Raw genomic sequence first — 16,908 nt, 5'->3', positions numbered from 1 at the left:
GAACTACCCTGCGGTGGGAGAGGTGGTCGCGGTGAGCAACGTCGAAGCCGAGCCGGTCGAGATCAGGTGCGCCGAGCAGGGGGACGAGCGCAGCGCGCCCGACGCGCCGCAGGTGGACGTGCTCTCCCCGCGAGAGGTGCCGCTGGGTGGTCCGAGAGCGATGTCGGTGCGGCGCACGCTGCCGCAGCGTGCCCGGACGTTGATCGGCGCCTGGTGCTTCGTCGATCACTACGGCCCCGACGACGTCGCGCGCACCGGCGGCATGCACGTCCCGCCGCATCCGCACACCGGGCTGCAGACGGTGAGCTGGTTGTTCAGCGGCGAGATCGAACACCGCGACAGTCTCGGCAGTCACGCCTTCGTCCGGCCCGGTGAGCTGAACCTGATGACCGGCGGGTACGGCATCAGCCACTCGGAGGTCTCCACGGCGCGCACCACGGTCCTGCACGGCGCCCAGCTGTGGGTGGCGCTGCCCGAGGGGCATCGCGACGCCGCACGGGACTTCGAGCGCTACGTTCCCGAACCCGTGCGGATCGACGGGGCACAGGTCCGGGTCTTCCTGGGCTCGCTCGCCGGCGACGTCTCACCGGTGCGCACGTTCACGCCGCTGCTCGGCGCCGAGATCACCGTCGAGCCGCGGGCGGTGATCCCGCTCACCGTCGATGCCGCTTTCGAGCACGGCCTGCTGGTGGACGCGGGAGTCGTGCGGGTGGCCGACACGCTGCTGCACGCGGCGGAACTGGCCTACGTCCACCCCGGTGCCGACGCGCTGACGCTGGTGAACGAGTCCGACGTTCCGGCGCGGACGATCCTGCTCGGCGGTGTTCCGTTCGACGAGGAGATCGTCATGTGGTGGAACTTCATCGGCCGCAGCCACGAGGACATCGTCCGGGCACGCGACGAGTGGGAGGCCGCGTCCGACCGCTTCGGCGTCGTGGCGGGATACGCCGGTGACCGCCTGGCCGCGCCCGCCATGCCCAAGGTCACCATCACGCCGCGGCGGAACCCTCCGCGCCGTCCGCCCCGCATCTGACGAGCCGGCCCGCCAGGGAAGGACCACCCGGGCGGCCACACGACCGGTGCCGGCCGCAGCGCCGGCCCGGCCGATGCGGCCCGTTCTCGAGCGCCCCGGTCCGGAGGGGTTTCGTGGGCTGCTGGCGTAAGTCGTCAAGCCTCTCGTTGAACCCTTGACAGCTCTATGTGCTTACCTGTTGAATCTAGATCACTTCTGGGTAACTTATGCCCGCTGATGTTGGTTCAATGTTGAATATGGCGGAGGCTCCAACATTTTCGGACTGGTTGACGCTATCGATCTCGCTGCGGCGCATGGATGCCCGGAGGACCAGCCGGGTGACCCTCACGGGGACCGCAGCTACCCGCGCTGAAGCTCAGTGTTCCCAACGACAAGGAGGGCAAGACGATGCGACGGAGACGAACGTCTGCGCTCGTCACCGCTGCTCTGGCCGCTCTGGTCGCCCCGCTGACGGCCGTCGCGGCCGGACCGGCGTCAGCCGGACCCGCACCCGACACGGCCGCGCCGGACACGGCCGCGGCCGACGAGACGCCGCGGCACGGGCTGAAGGGCGAGTACTACACGTCCAGTGCGGAGGGCGTGTTCGACTTCGACGAGTTGCACGCGACCATCCTCGACCGCAACATCGAGTTCGGTGATCTCAACCCGATCTTCGACTCGCTGACCGGGCAGGCCGACGGCACGGCAGCGCGGTGGACCGGGCGGCTGCAGCCCAGCGAGACCGAGACGTACACGTTCTCGATGATCGGCGACAACGGCTTCCGGCTCTGGATCGACGGCGAGCTGATGATCGACAACTGGGTCGACAACTGGGACGTCGAGAAGTTCGCCGAGCCGATCACCCTCGAAGCCGGCCGGATGTACGACATCAAGGTCGAGATGTTCGAGAACTGGGGCGGCTCGCACCTGCGCCTGTTCTGGCAGAGCCCCAGCCAGGACAAGCAGGTCGTGCCCGCCGACAACTTCTACGTGCCGGAGGGCTGGGACCCGCCGGGCCCGCGGAGCGCGGAGCTCGTGCCGGACGGAACGACGCTCTCGATGGACTTCGACGAGGCGCTGGCTCCGCTGCCGGACGGCTCCACGGAGCACTTCAGCGTCGAGGTCGGCGGTACGCCGTGGCCGGCCACGGCGGCGACCCGCGACGAGGCGGACCCGTCGATCGTCGATCTCGAGCTCGAGGAGCCGATCCCCGGCGTCGGTGACCCCGTCATCCGCGCCACGTACGACGGCGAGGGCGGGGTGACCGCGGCCGACGGTGCCGACCTCGAGGCCTTCAACGTCCCCGTCGAGAACAACTCGACATACACGATCAAGACCCGGTGGGCGGACGACGTCGACCCGGACAACCCGTTGCCGGAGTACCCGCGCCCGCAGATGACCCGCGACGAGTGGCAGAACCTCAACGGCACCTGGCAGTTCGCCGCCGCCGAGGAGGGCGAGGCTCCGCCGTTCGGACAGACCCTCGACGAGGAGATCGTCGTGCCGTACCCGGTCGAGTCCGAGCTCTCCGAGCTGCAGCGGCACGAGGAGCGGATGTGGTACCGCCGCACCTTCACCGTGCCCGAGAAGTGGTCGGGCCAGCGGCTCAAGCTGAACTTCGGCGCGGTGGACTACAAGGCCACGGTCTACGTCAACGGTGAGCAGGTCGCGACACACTCCGGCGGCTACGACGCGTTCACCGCCGACATCACCGATGCGCTGCGCCCTGGCGGCGAGCAGGAGCTGATCGTCCGGGTCGAGGACCCCACCGACGAGGGCAACCAGCCCGTGGGCAAGCAGCGGCTCAACCCCGGCGGCATCTTCTACACCTCCGTGTCCGGCATCTGGCAGACGGTGTGGATGGAGCCGGTGCCCGACGCCAGCGTCACCCGCCTCGACATGACTCCGGACGTGGCCGCGGAGAGCCTGGACCTGACGGTGCGGGCCGAGGGCACGACCGACCAGGTCGTCGTCGCGACCGCGTACAAGGGGAAGAAGCCGATCGGCAGCGTCTCCGGAGCGCCGGGCGAGAAGCTCTCGGTGCCGGTCCCGAAGCCGAAGCTGTGGTCGCCGCGCAAGCCGTTCCTGTACGACCTGAAGGTGCAGCTGCGTGACGCGGACACCGGAGAGGTGGTCGACTCGGTCGGCAGCTACTTCGGGATGCGGACCGTCAGCAAGGGCATGGTCGACGGCACGATGCGGATGCTGCTCAACGGTAAGCCGGTCTACCAGCACGGACCGCTGGACCAGGGCTTCTGGCCGGACGGCATCTACACCGCTCCGACCGACGAGGCGCTGAAGTACGACATCGAACAGACCAAGCGGATGGGCTTCAACACCATCCGCAAGCACGTCAAGGTCGAGCCCGCGCGCTGGTACTACTGGGCCGACAAGCTCGGCGTGATCGTGTGGCAGGACATGCCGTCGATGGCGCGCACGCCGGATGAGGCGGGCAGGCAGCAGTTCGAGCACGAGCTGCAGGAGATGGTGACCGAGAACCGGTCGCACCCGTCGATCACCATGTGGGTCCCGTTCAACGAGGCGTGGGGCATCTACGACGCCGGGCGCATCGCCGACGAGGTGAAGGCGTGGGATCCGTCCCGGCTGGTCTCGGCCAACTCCGGGTCCAACAACTTCCCGCCCGACCCGGGTAACGGCGACCTCGTGGACGACCACATCTACGTCGGGCCGGGCACGCCCAGGCCGCCGTCGAACACCAGGGCCTCGGTGCTCAGCGAGTACGGCGGACTGGCCCTCTCGGTCTTCGGGCACCAGTGGACCGGCACCGGCTGGGGTTACAACACCGAACCGGACAAGGAGGCGCTGACCAACCGCTACCTCCAGCTCAACGAACGGCTGAAGGAGCTCGCGGCCTGCAACGGTCTGAGCGGGTCGATCTACACCCAGACGACGGACGTGGAGACCGAGCTCAACGGCCTGATGACGTACGACCGCGAGGTCGACAAGATGAACGTCGGCGCGATCAGGGCGTCCAACCTCGAACTGATCAACTCCGGCAGTCATCCGGAATGCACTGAGTGATCCGGTGCGGGGCCCGGCCGCGAACGTCGCGGCCGGGCCCCGCACCCACCGTCCGAGCGACACCGAGGAGAGCACATGAGCCGGGTCGATCCGTTCCAGTCATCGCCGGTGACACGGCGCTCGGTGCTCGGCGGTGCGGTTGCCGCCGGCGCGCTCACCGCCCAGCAGGCGTCGGCGGCGCCGGACTCGTCCGGCGGCAACCGCGGGCGGCCCACGTCGACGACCGTCGCGAGCGACGTCATGACGGAGATCTACGAGGAGGTCAAGACCCCGTACCGGTACGGCCCCGTCCTCGAGACCCCGCCGGACGCCGAACTCGTGGACTCGCCCAGCGTCTTCCGCCACCAGGGCCGCTGGTACATGGTGCACCTGGTGTTCCGCGAGGAGGGGTACGAGACCCGGCTGGCGTCGAGTCCGAACCTGCTCGACTGGACGCCGGAAGGCACGATCCTGCCGTTCCGGTCGGGCGCCTGGGACCAGAAGCAGGCGGCCGGCTACATCGCGCTGCAGGACACCGAATGGGCCGGGTCGGCCGAGTTGGGCACCCACGACGGCCGCTACTGGATGAGCTATCTCGGTGGACCGGACCCGGGCTACGAGGGCGGCCCGCTGTCGGTCGGCGTGGCCAGCACGACGACGCCCGGCGAGCCGGTCCCGTGGGTGCGCCGGGACGCTCCCGTGCTGGGCCCCGACGACCCGGACACGCGGTACTGGGAACGTTCGAAGCTGTTCAAGAGCCACGTCGTCCGCGACCCCGAGGCCCGCCTCGGCGCCCGGTTCGTCATGTACTACAACGCCACCGGCGCGGGCGGCTACGGTAACGAGACCATCGGGATGGCAGTGTCCGACGACATGGTCAGCTGGCGCCGCTACGGCGAGGCGCCGGTGGTCGTGCCCGACGAGTGGCACGGGATCGCGCTGTGCGGCGATCCGCAGGTCGTGCGGATCGGCGACGTGTGGGTGATGTTCTTCTGGAACACGATCGACTACGAGCCCAACGGGCGGTTCGACTCGTTCGCCTGCTCCTACGACCTGGTGAACTGGACGCGCTGGTCCGGGCCGAAGCTGACGAGCTCCACCAAGCCGTGGGAGGCCGCCCAGGCGACCAAGCCATGGGTGATCAAGCACGACGGCGTCGTCTATCACTTCTACAACGCCCAGTGGCGCAGCGGCGTGCAGTCCATCGGGCTGGCCACCTCGGCCGACCTGCGCGGCGAGTCGACGGGGCCGATCCGGGTGTCGGCGTCGCACACGTACGAGTCCGACTCGCCGCAGGCCCTGGTGGACGGGGTCGTCGCGGACGAGCCGCGATGGACCGCGTTCAACTCCCCGAACACCGTCGACTGGGTCCAGCTGGACCTCGAGCGGCCGCGGCGGATCTCCGGGCTCACCCTCCACCTCTACGACGACGGCGGTGGGGTGCGGCCGCCACGGCAGATGTTCGTCGAGCACCTGCGCGGGCGGTACTTCGAGCAGGTCACCGGCGCTTGGTGGGACCCGGCCGGCCCGCGGCCCGGCGCCAACACCGTCACCTTCGACGCGGTTCACACCAAGGCGCTGCGTGTCCACTTCATCCACCAGGAGGGCGGCAACCAGAACACCGGGATCGGGATCTACTCGGGCGCCACCGAGATCGAGCTCGGCTGACGAACCCGGTGCGCCGGGAGGCGCTGGCGCCTCGGTCCGGGCCTATCCTGGCGCCGATGTGAGATCGGACCGGGAGGTGTCTGTGCCATGAGTGTGTCCCGTCTGCGAGACATCCCCGGCATCGGGGTGGACACGATCGGCGCCGCCGCCGACGCGGCCGGCGATCCGGACCTGCTGCGGCTGGAGAACCTCGACACCGATCTGCGCCCGCCGCAGCTCGCGCTCGACATCACCCGTGCACAGGTGGACGCGGACGACGCCAACAGCTATCTGCCGTTCGCCGGGCAGGCCGGCCTCCGCCGGGCCGCGGCCGAGCACGTCGGCCGGATGGCCGGACGGTCCTACGACCCGGCCACCGAGTGCGTCAGCGTGGCCGGCGGGCTCAACGGCATCGTCAACGTGCTGCTCGCCACCGTCGAACCCGGTCGCGAGGTCGTGCTCACCGAGCCCATCTACGCCGGGCTGATCAACCGGGTCCGGCTGGCAGGCGGTGTGCCGCGCTTCGTGCGGTCCACGCCGACGTCCGAGGGCTGGCAGGTCGACCCGGACGAGCTCGCCGCGGCGGTCGGGCCGGCGACCGCGGCGGTGCTGGTGATGTCGCCGGCGATGCCGTCCGGCGTCGTCCTGGACGAGCGGCACTGGCAGGCGCTGGACGAGCCGGTCGTCCGGCATGGCGCGTGGATCGTGTACGACGCGGCGATGGAGCGGATCCGCTTCGACGACCGGGCGCCGAGCCATCCGGCCTCGCACCCGGAGCTCGCCGCGCGCACCATCACCGTCGGGTCGGCGTCGAAGGAACTGCGCCTGATCGGATGGCGCGTCGGCTGGGTGGTGGCGCCGGAACCGATCATGGCCGACATCCACCTCGTCGGGCTGTCCAACGTGGTCTGTCAGGTCGGCATCGCCCAGCAGGCCGTCGCGTCCGCCCTCGACGCGTCCGGCAACGGGTCGGACGGCGTGGCCGAGGCGACGCGCACGTGGCGGCAACGCTGCGACCGCATTCTCGACCAGCTCCACGACTATCCGTGCGTGCGCCCGCACGGTGGCTGGTCGCTGCTCATCGACACCGCGGAGCTCGGCCTCACCGCGGCGGAGGCATCGGATCGCCTCTTCCGGCGAGGCCGGGTGGCGGCGACACCGATGGACGGTTGGGGACCCACCGGCGGCCGTTACCTGCGTCTCGTCTACGCGAACGAGCCGGTGGAGCGCCTCGCCGACATCGGGGAGCGGTTCCGCGCCGCGCTGTAGGTCCCGTCCCAGGTCTTCGCGACACCGAGCGGCCGCTCGGCGTGACCGCGAAGGTCGGCGCCGGCCGAGTGGCATCCGGCCGGCGCCGACCTTCAGGTCAGAGTTCGCCGGCGTCCCAGGGGCCGGTGACGGCGTAGGTGATACCGGGGCTCTGCACGTTGAAGAACAGCACCCGCCCGTCGGGGCTGAAGGTGGCGCCCGCGAGCTCGCTCGTGTTCGAGCTGTTCAGAGCGGCGAAGTCGAAGATCTGCCCGCGGTTCGTGACACCGCGCAGCAGGTCCTGGCCGCCGCCGTCCTCGCACAGGACCAGGCCGCCGGTGTTCGGCGACACGCAGATGTTGTCGGGGCTCTCCAACAGGTCCGGGTCGGTCGACTCGTAGACCAGCACCAGCTGGCCGCCGGACTCGCCGCGCGGGCGGTACTCCCACACCTGGCCGATTCCGGCGTCGCCGCCGCTGGTGGAGTTGATGTAGATCGAGCCGTCGCCGTACCAGGCACCCTCGAGCCTGGCGAAGACGGCGCCGCCCTGCTCCCGGCCCTGGTAGAACACGGCCAGCGAGTCGCTGCTGTCGGGGTCCGGGTCGGCGATGTCGACCCACTCGACCGGCAGCGGCCGCATGACCCGCTGTCCGATCCGGGTGTCGTAGCCGGGCCGGTCCTTGATCGCCAGCATCTGCAGCCGGCCGCCGGCGCCGAGGTCGTCGCGGTCGTTCGGCACGAACCGGTAGAAGCCGGAGCTGCCGCGGTCCTCCGTCTGGTAGACGATCCCGGTGTCGGGGTCGATCGCGATGGCCTCGTGCACGAACCGCCCCATCGCCTTGTACGGCACCGGGTCCACCGGGCCGTCCGCGTCGGCGGGCACCTCGAACACGTAGCCGTGCGGAGTGGGCTGATCGAGACCGGTGAACGTCTCCTCGCACGACAGCCACGAACCGTTCGGCGTGGGGCCGCCGGCGCAGTTGCGGATGGTGCCGGCCAGGCTCGGGTAGGTGCTGATCAGCGCCATGGCGGCCGGGTCGAAGACCATCGTCGTGGTGCCGCCGGCGGCCTCGCTGTCGTACGCGGGGTCGGCGAACGCCGCTCCGCCGCTCTGCTCGTGGTTGCGCACCAGCCGGATCAGGCCGTCGTCGCCGCTGAACGCCGCCATCCCGTCGTGCCGGCCAGGCGTCGGCGCCCCGTCGCTCATCGGCGTTCCGGTGTGACCGAACGCCACGTAGGTGAAGCCTGCGGGCAGCAACAGCTCGCCGCCGGGCGCTTCCTGCAACGGGCCGTAGCCCCCGTTGTCGGGTGCGCTCTCCGGCCAGGTACGTCCTCTGGGTGCGGCCTGGGCGTTGGCGCCCATCAGCCCCACCAGCGCGGACGTGGCTCCGACGGCGGCTCCGCTCTTGAGGAATCCTCGCCGTGTGACCTCGGAGGTTGTCGCTGGACGCTCGGATGTCGTCACGTGCTGCTCCTTCGGGTAGGTCTGCTGTCACGGGTCAGCCCACACCTCCGAGATGACACCGACCACAGCGCGTGATGAATTCGCGCTGAACCGGCGCAAATGGCCGGAATCCGCGGCCACGTTCAGTGCGCGGCGCGTAGCAGTTCGATGAAACGGCGCGCGTGCCGGTCCGGGGCCGGGCGGGTCACCGCCACCAGGGTCACGGACAGTTCGTGGACACGGACGAACGCGACCGGATAGCTGCCCGAGTCGCGGGCCACGGCGGGCGCGAAGCAGATGCCGCGGGCAGCCGCCACGAGGCTGAGCTGGGCCTTGAAGCCGGTGGCCTCGCTGCGGATGCGGGGCAGGAAGCCCGCTCGCTGGCAGGCCGTGACGAACCCCTGCCGCAGGGCCAGGTCGGACGAGTCGACGGCCATCAGCCAGTCCTCGCCGGCGAGGTCGGCCAAGCGCAGTTCGGTGCTGGACGCGTACGGATGCTCTGCCGGCAGCGCCACCATCAGCGGCTCGTTGCGGATAGGCGTCATCTCGAGATCGGGCGGTGCCGGCGCCCCGGGTAGCGTCCACTGGATGCCGATGTCGGCCCGGCCGTCGGTGAGCGCTGTGCGCTGCGCGGTCGAGCTGGCCGGCAGCAGCCGCAGCGGCACGCCGAGCGGATCGCCGCCGAACCGGGCGGCCGCCTCCGGGATCATCCGTTCCCCAGGCGCGCTGACGTAGGCGACGCTGAGGGTCCGGCCGGCATCCGGATGCGAGAACGCGCCCGCGATGGTCGCCACCGGAACGGCGATCTCGCCGTGGATGCGCCGGCCCTGCGTGGTGAACAGCACGCTGCGGCTGGTGCGCTCGAACAGTGGCGCGCCGAAGGCTTCCTCCAGCAGCCGGACGTGCCGGCTCACCGCCGACGTGCTCAGGTGCAGCCGGTCGGCCGCACGACCGAAATGGAGTTCCTCGGCGACGGCGACGAACGACCTCAGCCAGCTCAACCTGGGGTCCATCGACGGCGACACTAGTCCGCTGCGCTCGACCGTCAACGGGTCCGGGACGATCGAGCCGGAACCCGACACGATCGTTCAGACGCTGGTCGCCGCCGCGACAGATCGTTCATGCCGGTGCTACCTACGTTCGTCGGCGTGACTCCCACTGCGCACGACCGAAACCACGGCGCGGGCCTGCGTCTGACCGTCCTGGGCTGCCGTGCCGGCATGCCCGAACCGGGCTGGCCGAGCTCCGGTTACCTGGTGCACCTCCGCGACGGTGAGGTGCTGCTCGACTGCGGGCCCGGCGTGGCGGCCAAGGCTGCCGCGCGAGCCGCCGAGCTGTCGGCCGTCTTCATCAGCCACATGCACACCGACCACTGCCTCGACCTCCTTGTCCTGGGCAAGACGCTGACCCAGCGCCCGCTGCCCGCGACCAGGCTGCCGGTCTACGTGCCGGCCGGGGCGGCCGCGACGCTGCGCCGGCTGAACGAGCTGTTTCCGCTGGGCGGCGACGGGCCCGGTGAGCACCCGGCCGACCACGTCTTCCGGGACGTGTTCGACGTCGTCGAGTACGCGCCCGGCGAAGCGATCCGGGTCGGGGAGGCGACCATCGAGCCGGTCGCCATGCGGCACCGGCTGCCCTGCTGCGGCTTCCGCGTCGAGGCGGGCGGGCAGTCGCTGGCCTACAGCGCCGACACCACGACGACGCCGGCCTTCGAGAAGCTCGCGGGTGGCGTCGACCTGCTCCTCGCCGAGGCGACGCTGGAGGAGCCGGACCGCACCGGGCACGGCCACCTCAGCGCCGGCGAGGCCGGCCGGCTCGCCACCGACCACGGGGTCCGTGACCTGCTGCTGACCCACTGGGCCCACACCGACGGCGGCTGGCTGGATGCGCAGGTCGCGCGCGCCCGTGCGCAGTTCGACGGGCGGATCGACGTGGCCGTCCCCGACCACACCTTCCACGTATCCGAGACACAGGAGCCCTGACATGCGTTCGTATCGCACCACCGTGCCCGGCACGGTGCTCGTCGTCGGTCTGGTCGTCGCGGCCTGCGGCAGCGACGCCGGCAACGACGGATCGTCGGCCGCGGGAGAGCAGATCACCATTGCCTTCGAGTCGTACAACTACGGGACCGACGGAGTGGGCGGCGAGGGAACCCAGCAGCTCATCGACGCGTTCGAGGCCGAGCACCCGAACATCCGGATCGACCCGACGGGCACACCGGCCGGCGAGATCCACAGCAGCGTCCACGCCCAGGCCGCGGCGGGCGACCCGCCCGACGTCGCCCAGATCGGATGGAGCAAGTTCGGCTTCGTCCAGGAGAACCTGCCCTACGTGCCGTTCGAGCAGGTCGCGCCCGCCGGCGAGCTGCAGGCTCACCTGGACGGCATGTACCCCGCGGCCGCGGAGCTCGGCCGCCACGACGGCGAGCTGGCCGGGATGGCGTACAGCGTGTCGACGCCGACGATGTTCGTCAACGCCGACCTGTTCGCCCAGGCCGGGCTCGACGCCCAGTCGCCTCCGACCACCTGGGCCGAGGTCCGCGACGCCGCACGGGCGATCGTCGACACCGGCGCGCAGGGCGTCTACGTGGACGCCGCGGGGGAGGCGAAGTCCGACTTCCTCACCCAGTCGCTGATCAACTCGAACGGCGGTCGGCTGCTCGGCGACGACGGGTCGCTGCAGCTCGACCAGTCGCCGGCCGTCGGGGCGCTGAGCATGCTCGGCGACCTCAGCGTGGACGGGCTGCAGCCACCGGTCGGCGAGGCCGAGGCGATCGCCATGTTCGAGGCCGGGCGGCTGGGCATGCTCGTCAGCAGCACGGCGCTGCTCGGCGGGCTGGCCGCGTCGACGGACGGCGTCTTCGATCTGGAGACGGCCGGGCTGCCCGCCTTCGACGGGCACGACGTGGCGCCGACGGTGTCCGGCGCCGGACTGTTCGTCTTCTCCGACGATGAGGCCGAACAGCAGGCGGCGTGGGAGTTCGTGCAGTTCCTGACCAGCGCGCGGGGCTTCACGATCCTCGCCTCGGAGATCGGCTACCTGCCTCTGCGCCCCGCGCTCATCGATGATCCGGAATACCTGGGTGACTTCTTCGCCGAGGACGATCGGCTGCTGCCCACCGTCGAGCAGCTCGACTCGCTGCGGCCCTACCAGGTCCTTCCCGGAGAGAGCGGCCAGCAGGCGCTGGAGCTCATGCAGGACCAGGCGGTGGCTCCGATCATGCTGTCCGGCGCCGACCCCGAGCCGACCCTGGCCACTGTCGCCGAGCAGATGCGGGAGCTGCTCGAGCCATGACGGCGCTCACCCGGGCTCGGCCGGTGGCGTATCTGGTGCCGGCCCTGCTCGCCGTCGGACTGACGGTCTACGGCCCGCTACTGGCGGTCGCAGTGCTGAGCCTGTTCGACTTCAACCTGACCACCCGTCCTCCGGAGTGGACGGGGCTGGGCAACTACCGCGAGATCTTCGCCACGCCCGGTGCCGGCCAGGCGTTCTGGAACACGGTCGGCTACATGGTCGCGATCACGCCGCTGTCGGTGCTGGCGCCGCTGACCGCGGCCGTCGTGGTGTGGCGGCTGGGTGGACGGCTGGTGGCCTTCTACCGGACCGTCTTCTTCCTGCCGGTGCTCGTCCCGCCGGCGGTCGGAGCGGTGATGTGGGAGTGGATCCTCAACCCGGTGCTCGGCATCACCGACGAGCCGCTCGGGCTGCTCGGTATCGGCCCGGTCGACTGGCTGACCGACCGCGTCCCCGCGTTCGCCGCCGTGACCGTGGTGAGCGGATGGAAGGTCTTCGGGCTGAGCTTCATCCTGTTCACCGCCGGGCTCACCACCATCGACGCGGACGTGATGGACGCCGCCCGGCTGGACCGCGCCGGCGAGTGGCGGCTGCTGCGCCACATCGTGCTGCCGCTGCTGCGCCCGATGACCACCGTGGTGGTGTTCGCGACGGTGGTGTTCGCCGGTCCGTGGACGTTCGGCGTCATCGACGTGCTCACCCAGGGCGGACCGGCCGGTGGCACCTCGAACGTGTACTACCTGCTCTACCAGCAGGCGTTCAGCTTCTTCAGCGGCGGGCCCGCGGCCGCGTTGTCGGTGCTGATCACTGTCGGCTTCGGGGCCGTGGTGGCCCTGCAGTTGCGGGCGACCCGATGAGGCGCGTCACTCGCGCGGCGGCGCACCTGATGCTGATGCTGGTCGCCGCGGCGGTCGCGTTCCCGGTGCTCTGGGCCGTGGTCACGTCCGTCAAACCGACGGCGGTGCTGTACGACGCGAACCCGTTCGCCGCCGCGCCCACCCTGGACCACTACCGCGGCGCGCTGGAGGCGCTGCCGGTTGTGCGCGTCGTGCTCAACACGGCGATCATGTCGGCGGCGGTGGCGGTCGGGCAGGTGGCGATCGCGACGCTGGCCGCGTACGGCCTCACCCGGTACCGGCTTCGCGGCCGGCGGGTGGCGTTCGCGGTGCTGATCGGCACCGCACTGGTGCCACAGCAGGCCCTCGTCGTTCCGCACTATCTGATGGTGTCCCGGCTGGGTCTGCTGGACTCGTTCGCCGGGCTCGTGCTGCCGCAGCTCGCCTCTTCGGCGCTGGCGGTGTTCATCCTGCGCCAGCAGATGGCCGCGTTCCCGGACGAACTGATCGAGGCCGCCACGCTGGCCGGAGCCTCGGACCGGCTGATCCTGTTCCGCATCGTCGTGCCCAACCTGCGTCCGATCCTGACCGCCGTCGCGATCATCGTGTTCATCCAGACCTGGAACGAATATCTGTGGCCGCTGTTGGCGACCGACGGTGTGTCCCGGGCGACCGTGCAGGTCGGGCTGCGCATCTTCGAGACCGAGCAGGGCACCGCGTGGGGTCCGCTGATGGCCGCGGCGGTGCTGGTTGCCGCGCCGCTCGTCGTCGCCTACGCGTTCGTGCAGCGGCGGGTCACGGACGCCTTCATCCGCTCCGGCCTCGGCTGACCGCGTGGGACGGACGAGCGGGCTGCATGTCGGAGACTTGGGTACGGCCTTGTTGCCAGTGAGTGCCGGACGCACGGCGCCGTCGGGGCTCCGTCTGGCACTCACAGGCAACAGCCCTGGGCGCGGTGGTCATGGAGAAGCGCAGGGCGAGCACGGGGCGTCACCGCTGGCTGCCCGGCTCAGTGAGCTCTGGTGCCGAGACCGATCAGCGTCGTCGCATCGATCTCGTCGACGCCGTCCCGGCGAAGTGACTCGAGGTACGCGTCGCGGACGGCCTCGACCTGGTCGGGACCGAGGTCGTCGAGCGCGGCGACGTAACCGGAGCCGGTGACGATCAGCCAGGCCACGTCCGGCGTCGTGGGGATGCGCAGGTCGTGTTCGGTGACGGTGACGTCGGCGAGTCCTCGTTCGGTCAGCCACGCTTCGTACGTGTCGGGCTGGTTGATCCGGTCGATCGGGCGTCGTGCCGGCCGGTCGGCCGGTTCGGTTCCGGTGACCCGGGCGACGGCCGCACGCAGGTGGTCGCCGGCGGCGTCCATGGCGCCGCGGCGCCAGATGGTCAGCCCCACGCGTCCGCCGGGGCGGGCGCGGCCGATGAGCTGCTCGGTGCCGGCGTCCATGTCCGGGAAGAAGAAGATGCCCAGAGCGGACTGGACGACGTCGTAGTCGCCGCGGGGCCAGCTGGTGACGTCGCCCTGTCGGGCGCGCAGCTGGGAGATGCCGTCGGCGCGTCGGTTCAGCAGATCGATCATCGGCGCGGACACGTCGACGGCGTCGACCAGGCCGTCGGCGCCGACCCGGCGTGCGGCGGGGACGGCGGATGCGCCGTGGCCGCAACAGGCGTCCAGCACGCGTTCTCCCGCTCGAGGGCTGGTGACGTCGACGGTGGCGGCCCCGATCGGGTCCCACAGGTGGTGCCCGAGACGCTCGAAGTCCGTGGCGGCGGCGTCGAAGGCTCGGATTCGTGCTTCTCGGTCCTCTGGCATAAAGAGGATGATAATGGTTCCCGATAGTGCGGTTCAAGATTTCCGCCGAGTCGATCTGCCGGAGCCTCCAGATTTCTTGAGTATAGACTCAGAAAACTGTTATATTGAGTACTCGCTCAAGAAAGGGGTTCGCTCATGCACTCGAGACGGACCTGCGCGCTGGAGCGCATCACATGACCGGGTGGACGGCGCGCGACGTTCCTGACCAGCGCGGGCGCGTGGTGATCGTCACGGGTGCGAACAGCGGACTCGGCGCCGAGGCCACTCGGGTGCTCGCCGGCGCACGAGCGAAGGTGATCATGGCGTGCCGCGACCCGGGCAAGGCCCGGGCGATGGCCGACACGGTCGACGGGGACACCGAGGTGCGCCGGCTCGACCTGGCCGACCTGTCGTCGGTGCGGAGGTTCGCCGACGACCTGGACACCGAGGTCGACGTGCTGATCAACAACGCCGGCGTCATCGCGGCGCCGAAGGGCAGCACGGCTGACGGCTTCGAGCAGAACATCGGCATCAACCACCTCGGCCCGTTCGCGTTGACCGGCCTTCTGGTGAACCGGGTGCGCAACCGCGTCGTCACCGTCTACAGCGGGCTGCACATGCTCGGCAGGATCCGCGACGACCTGAACTGGGAACGCAGACGCCACCAGCGGTGGCTGGCCTATGCGCAGTCCAAGCTGGCCAACGTGTTGTTCGCGCACGAGCTCCAGCGACGGCTCGCCGCGGCGGGCCGCGGAACCGTGTCGGTGGCGGCTCACCCCGGCCTGGCCGCGACCGAGGGACAGCGCCGCGACGCGTCGTTGCAGGGCAAGCTCCTGGCCGGTGGGCCGGCGCAGAGCCCCGAGATGGGCGCGCTGCCGGTCCTGTATGCGGCGTCCGCGCCGGGCATCGTCGGCGGCACGTGCGTGGGGCCGGATGGATTCATGCAGCGCAGCGGCTATCCGACAGTGGTCCGTCCGAGCCGGGCGTCGAGAGACGCCGCACTCGCGGCCGGGTTGTGGGAGCGCTCGGAACTGCTCACCGGTGTCCGCTATGCCATGGAACCGACGCGATAGCCGGCGTGATTGCGATGCTGAAACGATGACCACGGCCGACGCTCCACGACGCGGGCGCCCGCCGTCCGGAGGCCGCGAACGCATCCGCGCCGCGACGTTCGATCTGCTCCGCGAGAAGGGGATCGCCCGGCTGGCGACGAAAGAGATCGCCGCGCGTGCCGGCGTCTCGGAAGGCAGCATCTTCTACCACTACAAGAACCGCGAAGGCCTGCTGTCGGCGATCTTCGAGAATGCACTGGCGCCGCTGATCGAGATCCGCGAGGAAGGCATCGGTGCGCAGAGCCTGCGCGAAACCCTCGACCACTTCACCACCGCGGTCGAACATTTCCTTGAGCACGCGATCGTCGTGATGTTCGCGGCGCAGGCCGACGTCGACCTGCGGTCGAGTGTCACCGAGTACCTCAGCGAGAATCCCGACCGGAATCCGCAGACCGGCGTCCGGCTGATCGGCGAGTACCTCGACGAACTCCAGCGTTCCGGCATCATCCGTGCGGGCATCGACACCCACACGGCGGCCTTCATGCTGGTGAGTAGCTGCACCTGGCGGGCGGGTCAGCCATGGCTGGTCGGGACGACGGACGGGGTGCCGGAACGTGCGGACGTCGTCGACACCCTGATCGCGATGCTCACCTGACTGGGCGAGGAGCCGGGAACTGTGACCGCCGCTCAGCGTCCGTACTTCTCCTCGAGCCAGGAGACGGCGAACGAGGTGATGCCGGCGGCGTCGACGAGCACGCTGTCGGCGGCGCCGACGGTGCCGCGGCGCCCGTCTCCCGTCGCGAGAAAGTTGGTGACGATGAACCCGAAGTAGTCGTCCGGCGGGCCGTCGACGACGGGTGCGCTCGTGTCGTACTCCTCGACGATGCGCCATTCGGTGCCGGCCGGCGTCGCGAGCGGGTACTCGACATGGATGCGGCGCTTGCCGGGAAGGTCCGCCAGGTGCTCGGCATGGTGCAGGATCGTCATCGTGTCCAGCGGCGCGCCGACCATCAGCACCCGTCCGCCGGACGCGACCAGACGGGCGAACGGCGAGTCCTCGCCGTAGCCGAAGTCCAGCGGATGAGCGGCGGTGAACTCGTCGGCGCGAGCACCGACGGCCGCGACGGACGCGCCGGGGTTACCGCTGCGGCGCACGCCCGGCCGGGTGCCGACGGTCGCCGCGACGACGCCGTGGTCGCGCGCCGGGCGCGCTGTCGCCGGGTCGAACGGCGGCACGTGCTCGCGAAGGGCGTCGATCACCCGGCCGTCGTCGTCCCAGACGTCGGTGCTCAGCTCCCAGTCCTGGTAGCTCAGCAACGTCCCCTCGGCGCCGACCACGTCCAGCACGGCGTCGACGAGCGTGTCGGGCCCACCGAGGACAGTGCCCACCTGCCGGAACGCCGCGTGGATCATGACGGCGTCGCCGTCGGCGAGCCCGAGCCCGCGAAGGTCGTCGGCGAGGCTCGAACGGGTCAGCACGTCGGACTTCGACTGTCGGTGCACGGATCTATTCTCACCGATCATCGCCGACAGGCGCCGAGCCGGCGGCGCTGTTCGCC

14 protein-coding genes are annotated in these 16,908 nt (G+C 70.5%); 10 read left to right on the top strand and 4 right to left on the bottom strand.

Features of this window, described 5'->3' with window-relative positions; genetic code table 11:
* Positions 1-31: 31 nt before the first annotated feature.
* The 4 genes from CLV30_RS05380 to CLV30_RS05365 all read left to right on the top strand — a co-directional run bounded on the left by CLV30_RS05380 (position 32) and on the right by CLV30_RS05365 (position 6,949).
* Complete coding sequence (locus CLV30_RS05380) at positions 32-1,033, top strand: pirin family protein (RefSeq protein ID WP_165358526.1); 1,002 nt, start codon at positions 32-34, stop codon at positions 1,031-1,033.
* A gap of 387 nt (positions 1,034-1,420) precedes the next feature.
* Positions 1,421-4,054 carry a PA14 domain-containing protein gene (locus CLV30_RS05375; protein ID WP_106536179.1) on the top strand — a complete coding sequence of 878 codons (2,634 nt, stop codon included), beginning with the start codon at positions 1,421-1,423 and terminating at the stop codon, positions 4,052-4,054.
* A 75-nt stretch (positions 4,055-4,129) separates the two neighbouring features.
* Positions 4,130-5,701 (top strand): discoidin domain-containing protein, encoded by a 1,572-nt coding sequence (locus CLV30_RS05370; RefSeq protein WP_106536178.1) that lies wholly within the window; start codon positions 4,130-4,132, stop codon positions 5,699-5,701.
* An 87-nt stretch (positions 5,702-5,788) separates the two neighbouring features.
* Entirely contained in the window at positions 5,789-6,949 is a 1,161-nt protein-coding gene (locus tag CLV30_RS05365; RefSeq protein ID WP_106536177.1) for a pyridoxal phosphate-dependent aminotransferase, read from the top strand.
* Positions 6,950-7,046: 97 nt separating this feature from the next.
* On the opposite strand, the gene CLV30_RS05360 is transcribed toward CLV30_RS05365, so the two are convergent.
* Both CLV30_RS05360 and CLV30_RS05355 read right to left on the bottom strand, forming a co-directional pair.
* Positions 7,047-8,393, bottom strand: coding sequence for a PhoX family protein (locus tag CLV30_RS05360; RefSeq protein ID WP_106536176.1), 1,347 nt, complete (start codon positions 8,391-8,393; stop codon positions 7,047-7,049).
* Between the two features lie 122 nt (positions 8,394-8,515).
* The gene (locus CLV30_RS05355) at positions 8,516-9,454 is read right to left on the bottom strand and encodes a LysR family transcriptional regulator (RefSeq protein ID WP_106536175.1); all 939 of its coding nucleotides are present in this window, start codon (positions 9,452-9,454) and stop codon (positions 8,516-8,518) included.
* A gap of 66 nt (positions 9,455-9,520) precedes the next feature.
* On the opposite strand from CLV30_RS05355, the gene CLV30_RS05350 reads away from it, so the two are divergent.
* From CLV30_RS05350 to CLV30_RS05335, 4 genes are read left to right on the top strand one after another with little or no spacing between them, the layout of a single operon-like run.
* Positions 9,521-10,354: an MBL fold metallo-hydrolase gene (locus CLV30_RS05350; protein WP_205740650.1), complete on the top strand. Its 834-nt coding sequence runs from the start codon at positions 9,521-9,523 to the stop codon at positions 10,352-10,354.
* Position 10,355: 1 nt separating this feature from the next.
* The gene (locus tag CLV30_RS05345) at positions 10,356-11,666 is read left to right on the top strand and encodes an ABC transporter substrate-binding protein (RefSeq protein ID WP_165358527.1); all 1,311 of its coding nucleotides are present in this window, start codon (positions 10,356-10,358) and stop codon (positions 11,664-11,666) included.
* Positions 11,663-12,523, top strand: a complete 861-nt coding sequence (locus CLV30_RS05340) for a carbohydrate ABC transporter permease (protein WP_106536173.1) — start codon at positions 11,663-11,665, stop codon at positions 12,521-12,523. The genes CLV30_RS05345 and CLV30_RS05340 overlap by 4 nt, the downstream gene beginning before the upstream one ends.
* Complete coding sequence (locus tag CLV30_RS05335; protein WP_106536172.1) at positions 12,520-13,332, top strand: carbohydrate ABC transporter permease; 813 nt, start codon at positions 12,520-12,522, stop codon at positions 13,330-13,332. Before CLV30_RS05340 ends, CLV30_RS05335 begins: the two co-directional genes overlap by 4 nt.
* Positions 13,333-13,511: 179 nt before the next feature.
* Here the strand turns inward: CLV30_RS05335 and CLV30_RS05330 are convergent, their stop codons facing one another.
* Positions 13,512-14,318, bottom strand: coding sequence for a class I SAM-dependent methyltransferase (locus CLV30_RS05330; RefSeq protein WP_106536171.1), 807 nt, complete (start codon positions 14,316-14,318; stop codon positions 13,512-13,514).
* 173 nt (positions 14,319-14,491) lie between these two features.
* On the opposite strand from CLV30_RS05330, the gene CLV30_RS05325 reads away from it, so the two are divergent.
* On the top strand, positions 14,492-15,370 hold the full coding sequence (locus tag CLV30_RS05325) for an oxidoreductase (RefSeq protein ID WP_106536170.1): 879 nt from the start codon (positions 14,492-14,494) through the stop codon (positions 15,368-15,370).
* A gap of 25 nt (positions 15,371-15,395) precedes the next feature.
* Complete coding sequence (locus tag CLV30_RS05320) at positions 15,396-16,004, top strand: TetR/AcrR family transcriptional regulator (protein WP_165358528.1); 609 nt, start codon at positions 15,396-15,398, stop codon at positions 16,002-16,004.
* A gap of 32 nt (positions 16,005-16,036) precedes the next feature.
* Here the strand turns inward: CLV30_RS05320 and aac(3) are convergent, their stop codons facing one another.
* Complete coding sequence (gene aac(3) / locus CLV30_RS05315) at positions 16,037-16,852, bottom strand: aminoglycoside 3-N-acetyltransferase (protein ID WP_205740651.1); 816 nt, start codon at positions 16,850-16,852, stop codon at positions 16,037-16,039.
* Positions 16,853-16,908 lie beyond the last annotated feature (56 nt).

It is taken from the genome of Haloactinopolyspora alba (genome assembly GCF_003014555.1).
GTDB classification, from domain to species: Bacteria; Actinomycetota; Actinomycetes; order Jiangellales; family Jiangellaceae; genus Haloactinopolyspora; species Haloactinopolyspora alba.
This window is presented reverse-complemented; position numbering and strand designations above follow the sequence as displayed.

Bases quoted from the DNA above. Each gene is read 5' to 3' on its own strand.
- CLV30_RS05375 (WP_106536179.1), top strand. From the start codon at position 1,421: ATGCGACGGAGACGAACGTCTGCGCTCGTCACCGCTGCTCTGGCCGCT.
- CLV30_RS05370 (WP_106536178.1), top strand. From the start codon at position 4,130: ATGAGCCGGGTCGATCCGTTCCAGTCATCGCCGGTGACACGGCGCTCG.
- CLV30_RS05365 (WP_106536177.1), top strand. From the start codon at position 5,789: ATGAGTGTGTCCCGTCTGCGAGACATCCCCGGCATCGGGGTGGACACG.
- CLV30_RS05345 (WP_165358527.1), top strand. From the start codon at position 10,356: ATGCGTTCGTATCGCACCACCGTGCCCGGCACGGTGCTCGTCGTCGGT.
- CLV30_RS05340 (WP_106536173.1), top strand. From the start codon at position 11,663: ATGACGGCGCTCACCCGGGCTCGGCCGGTGGCGTATCTGGTGCCGGCC.
- CLV30_RS05335 (WP_106536172.1), top strand. From the start codon at position 12,520: ATGAGGCGCGTCACTCGCGCGGCGGCGCACCTGATGCTGATGCTGGTC.
- CLV30_RS05330 (WP_106536171.1), bottom strand. From the start codon at position 14,318: ATGCCAGAGGACCGAGAAGCACGAATCCGAGCCTTCGACGCCGCCGCC.
- CLV30_RS05325 (WP_106536170.1), top strand. From the start codon at position 14,492: ATGACCGGGTGGACGGCGCGCGACGTTCCTGACCAGCGCGGGCGCGTG.
- CLV30_RS05320 (WP_165358528.1), top strand. From the start codon at position 15,396: ATGACCACGGCCGACGCTCCACGACGCGGGCGCCCGCCGTCCGGAGGC.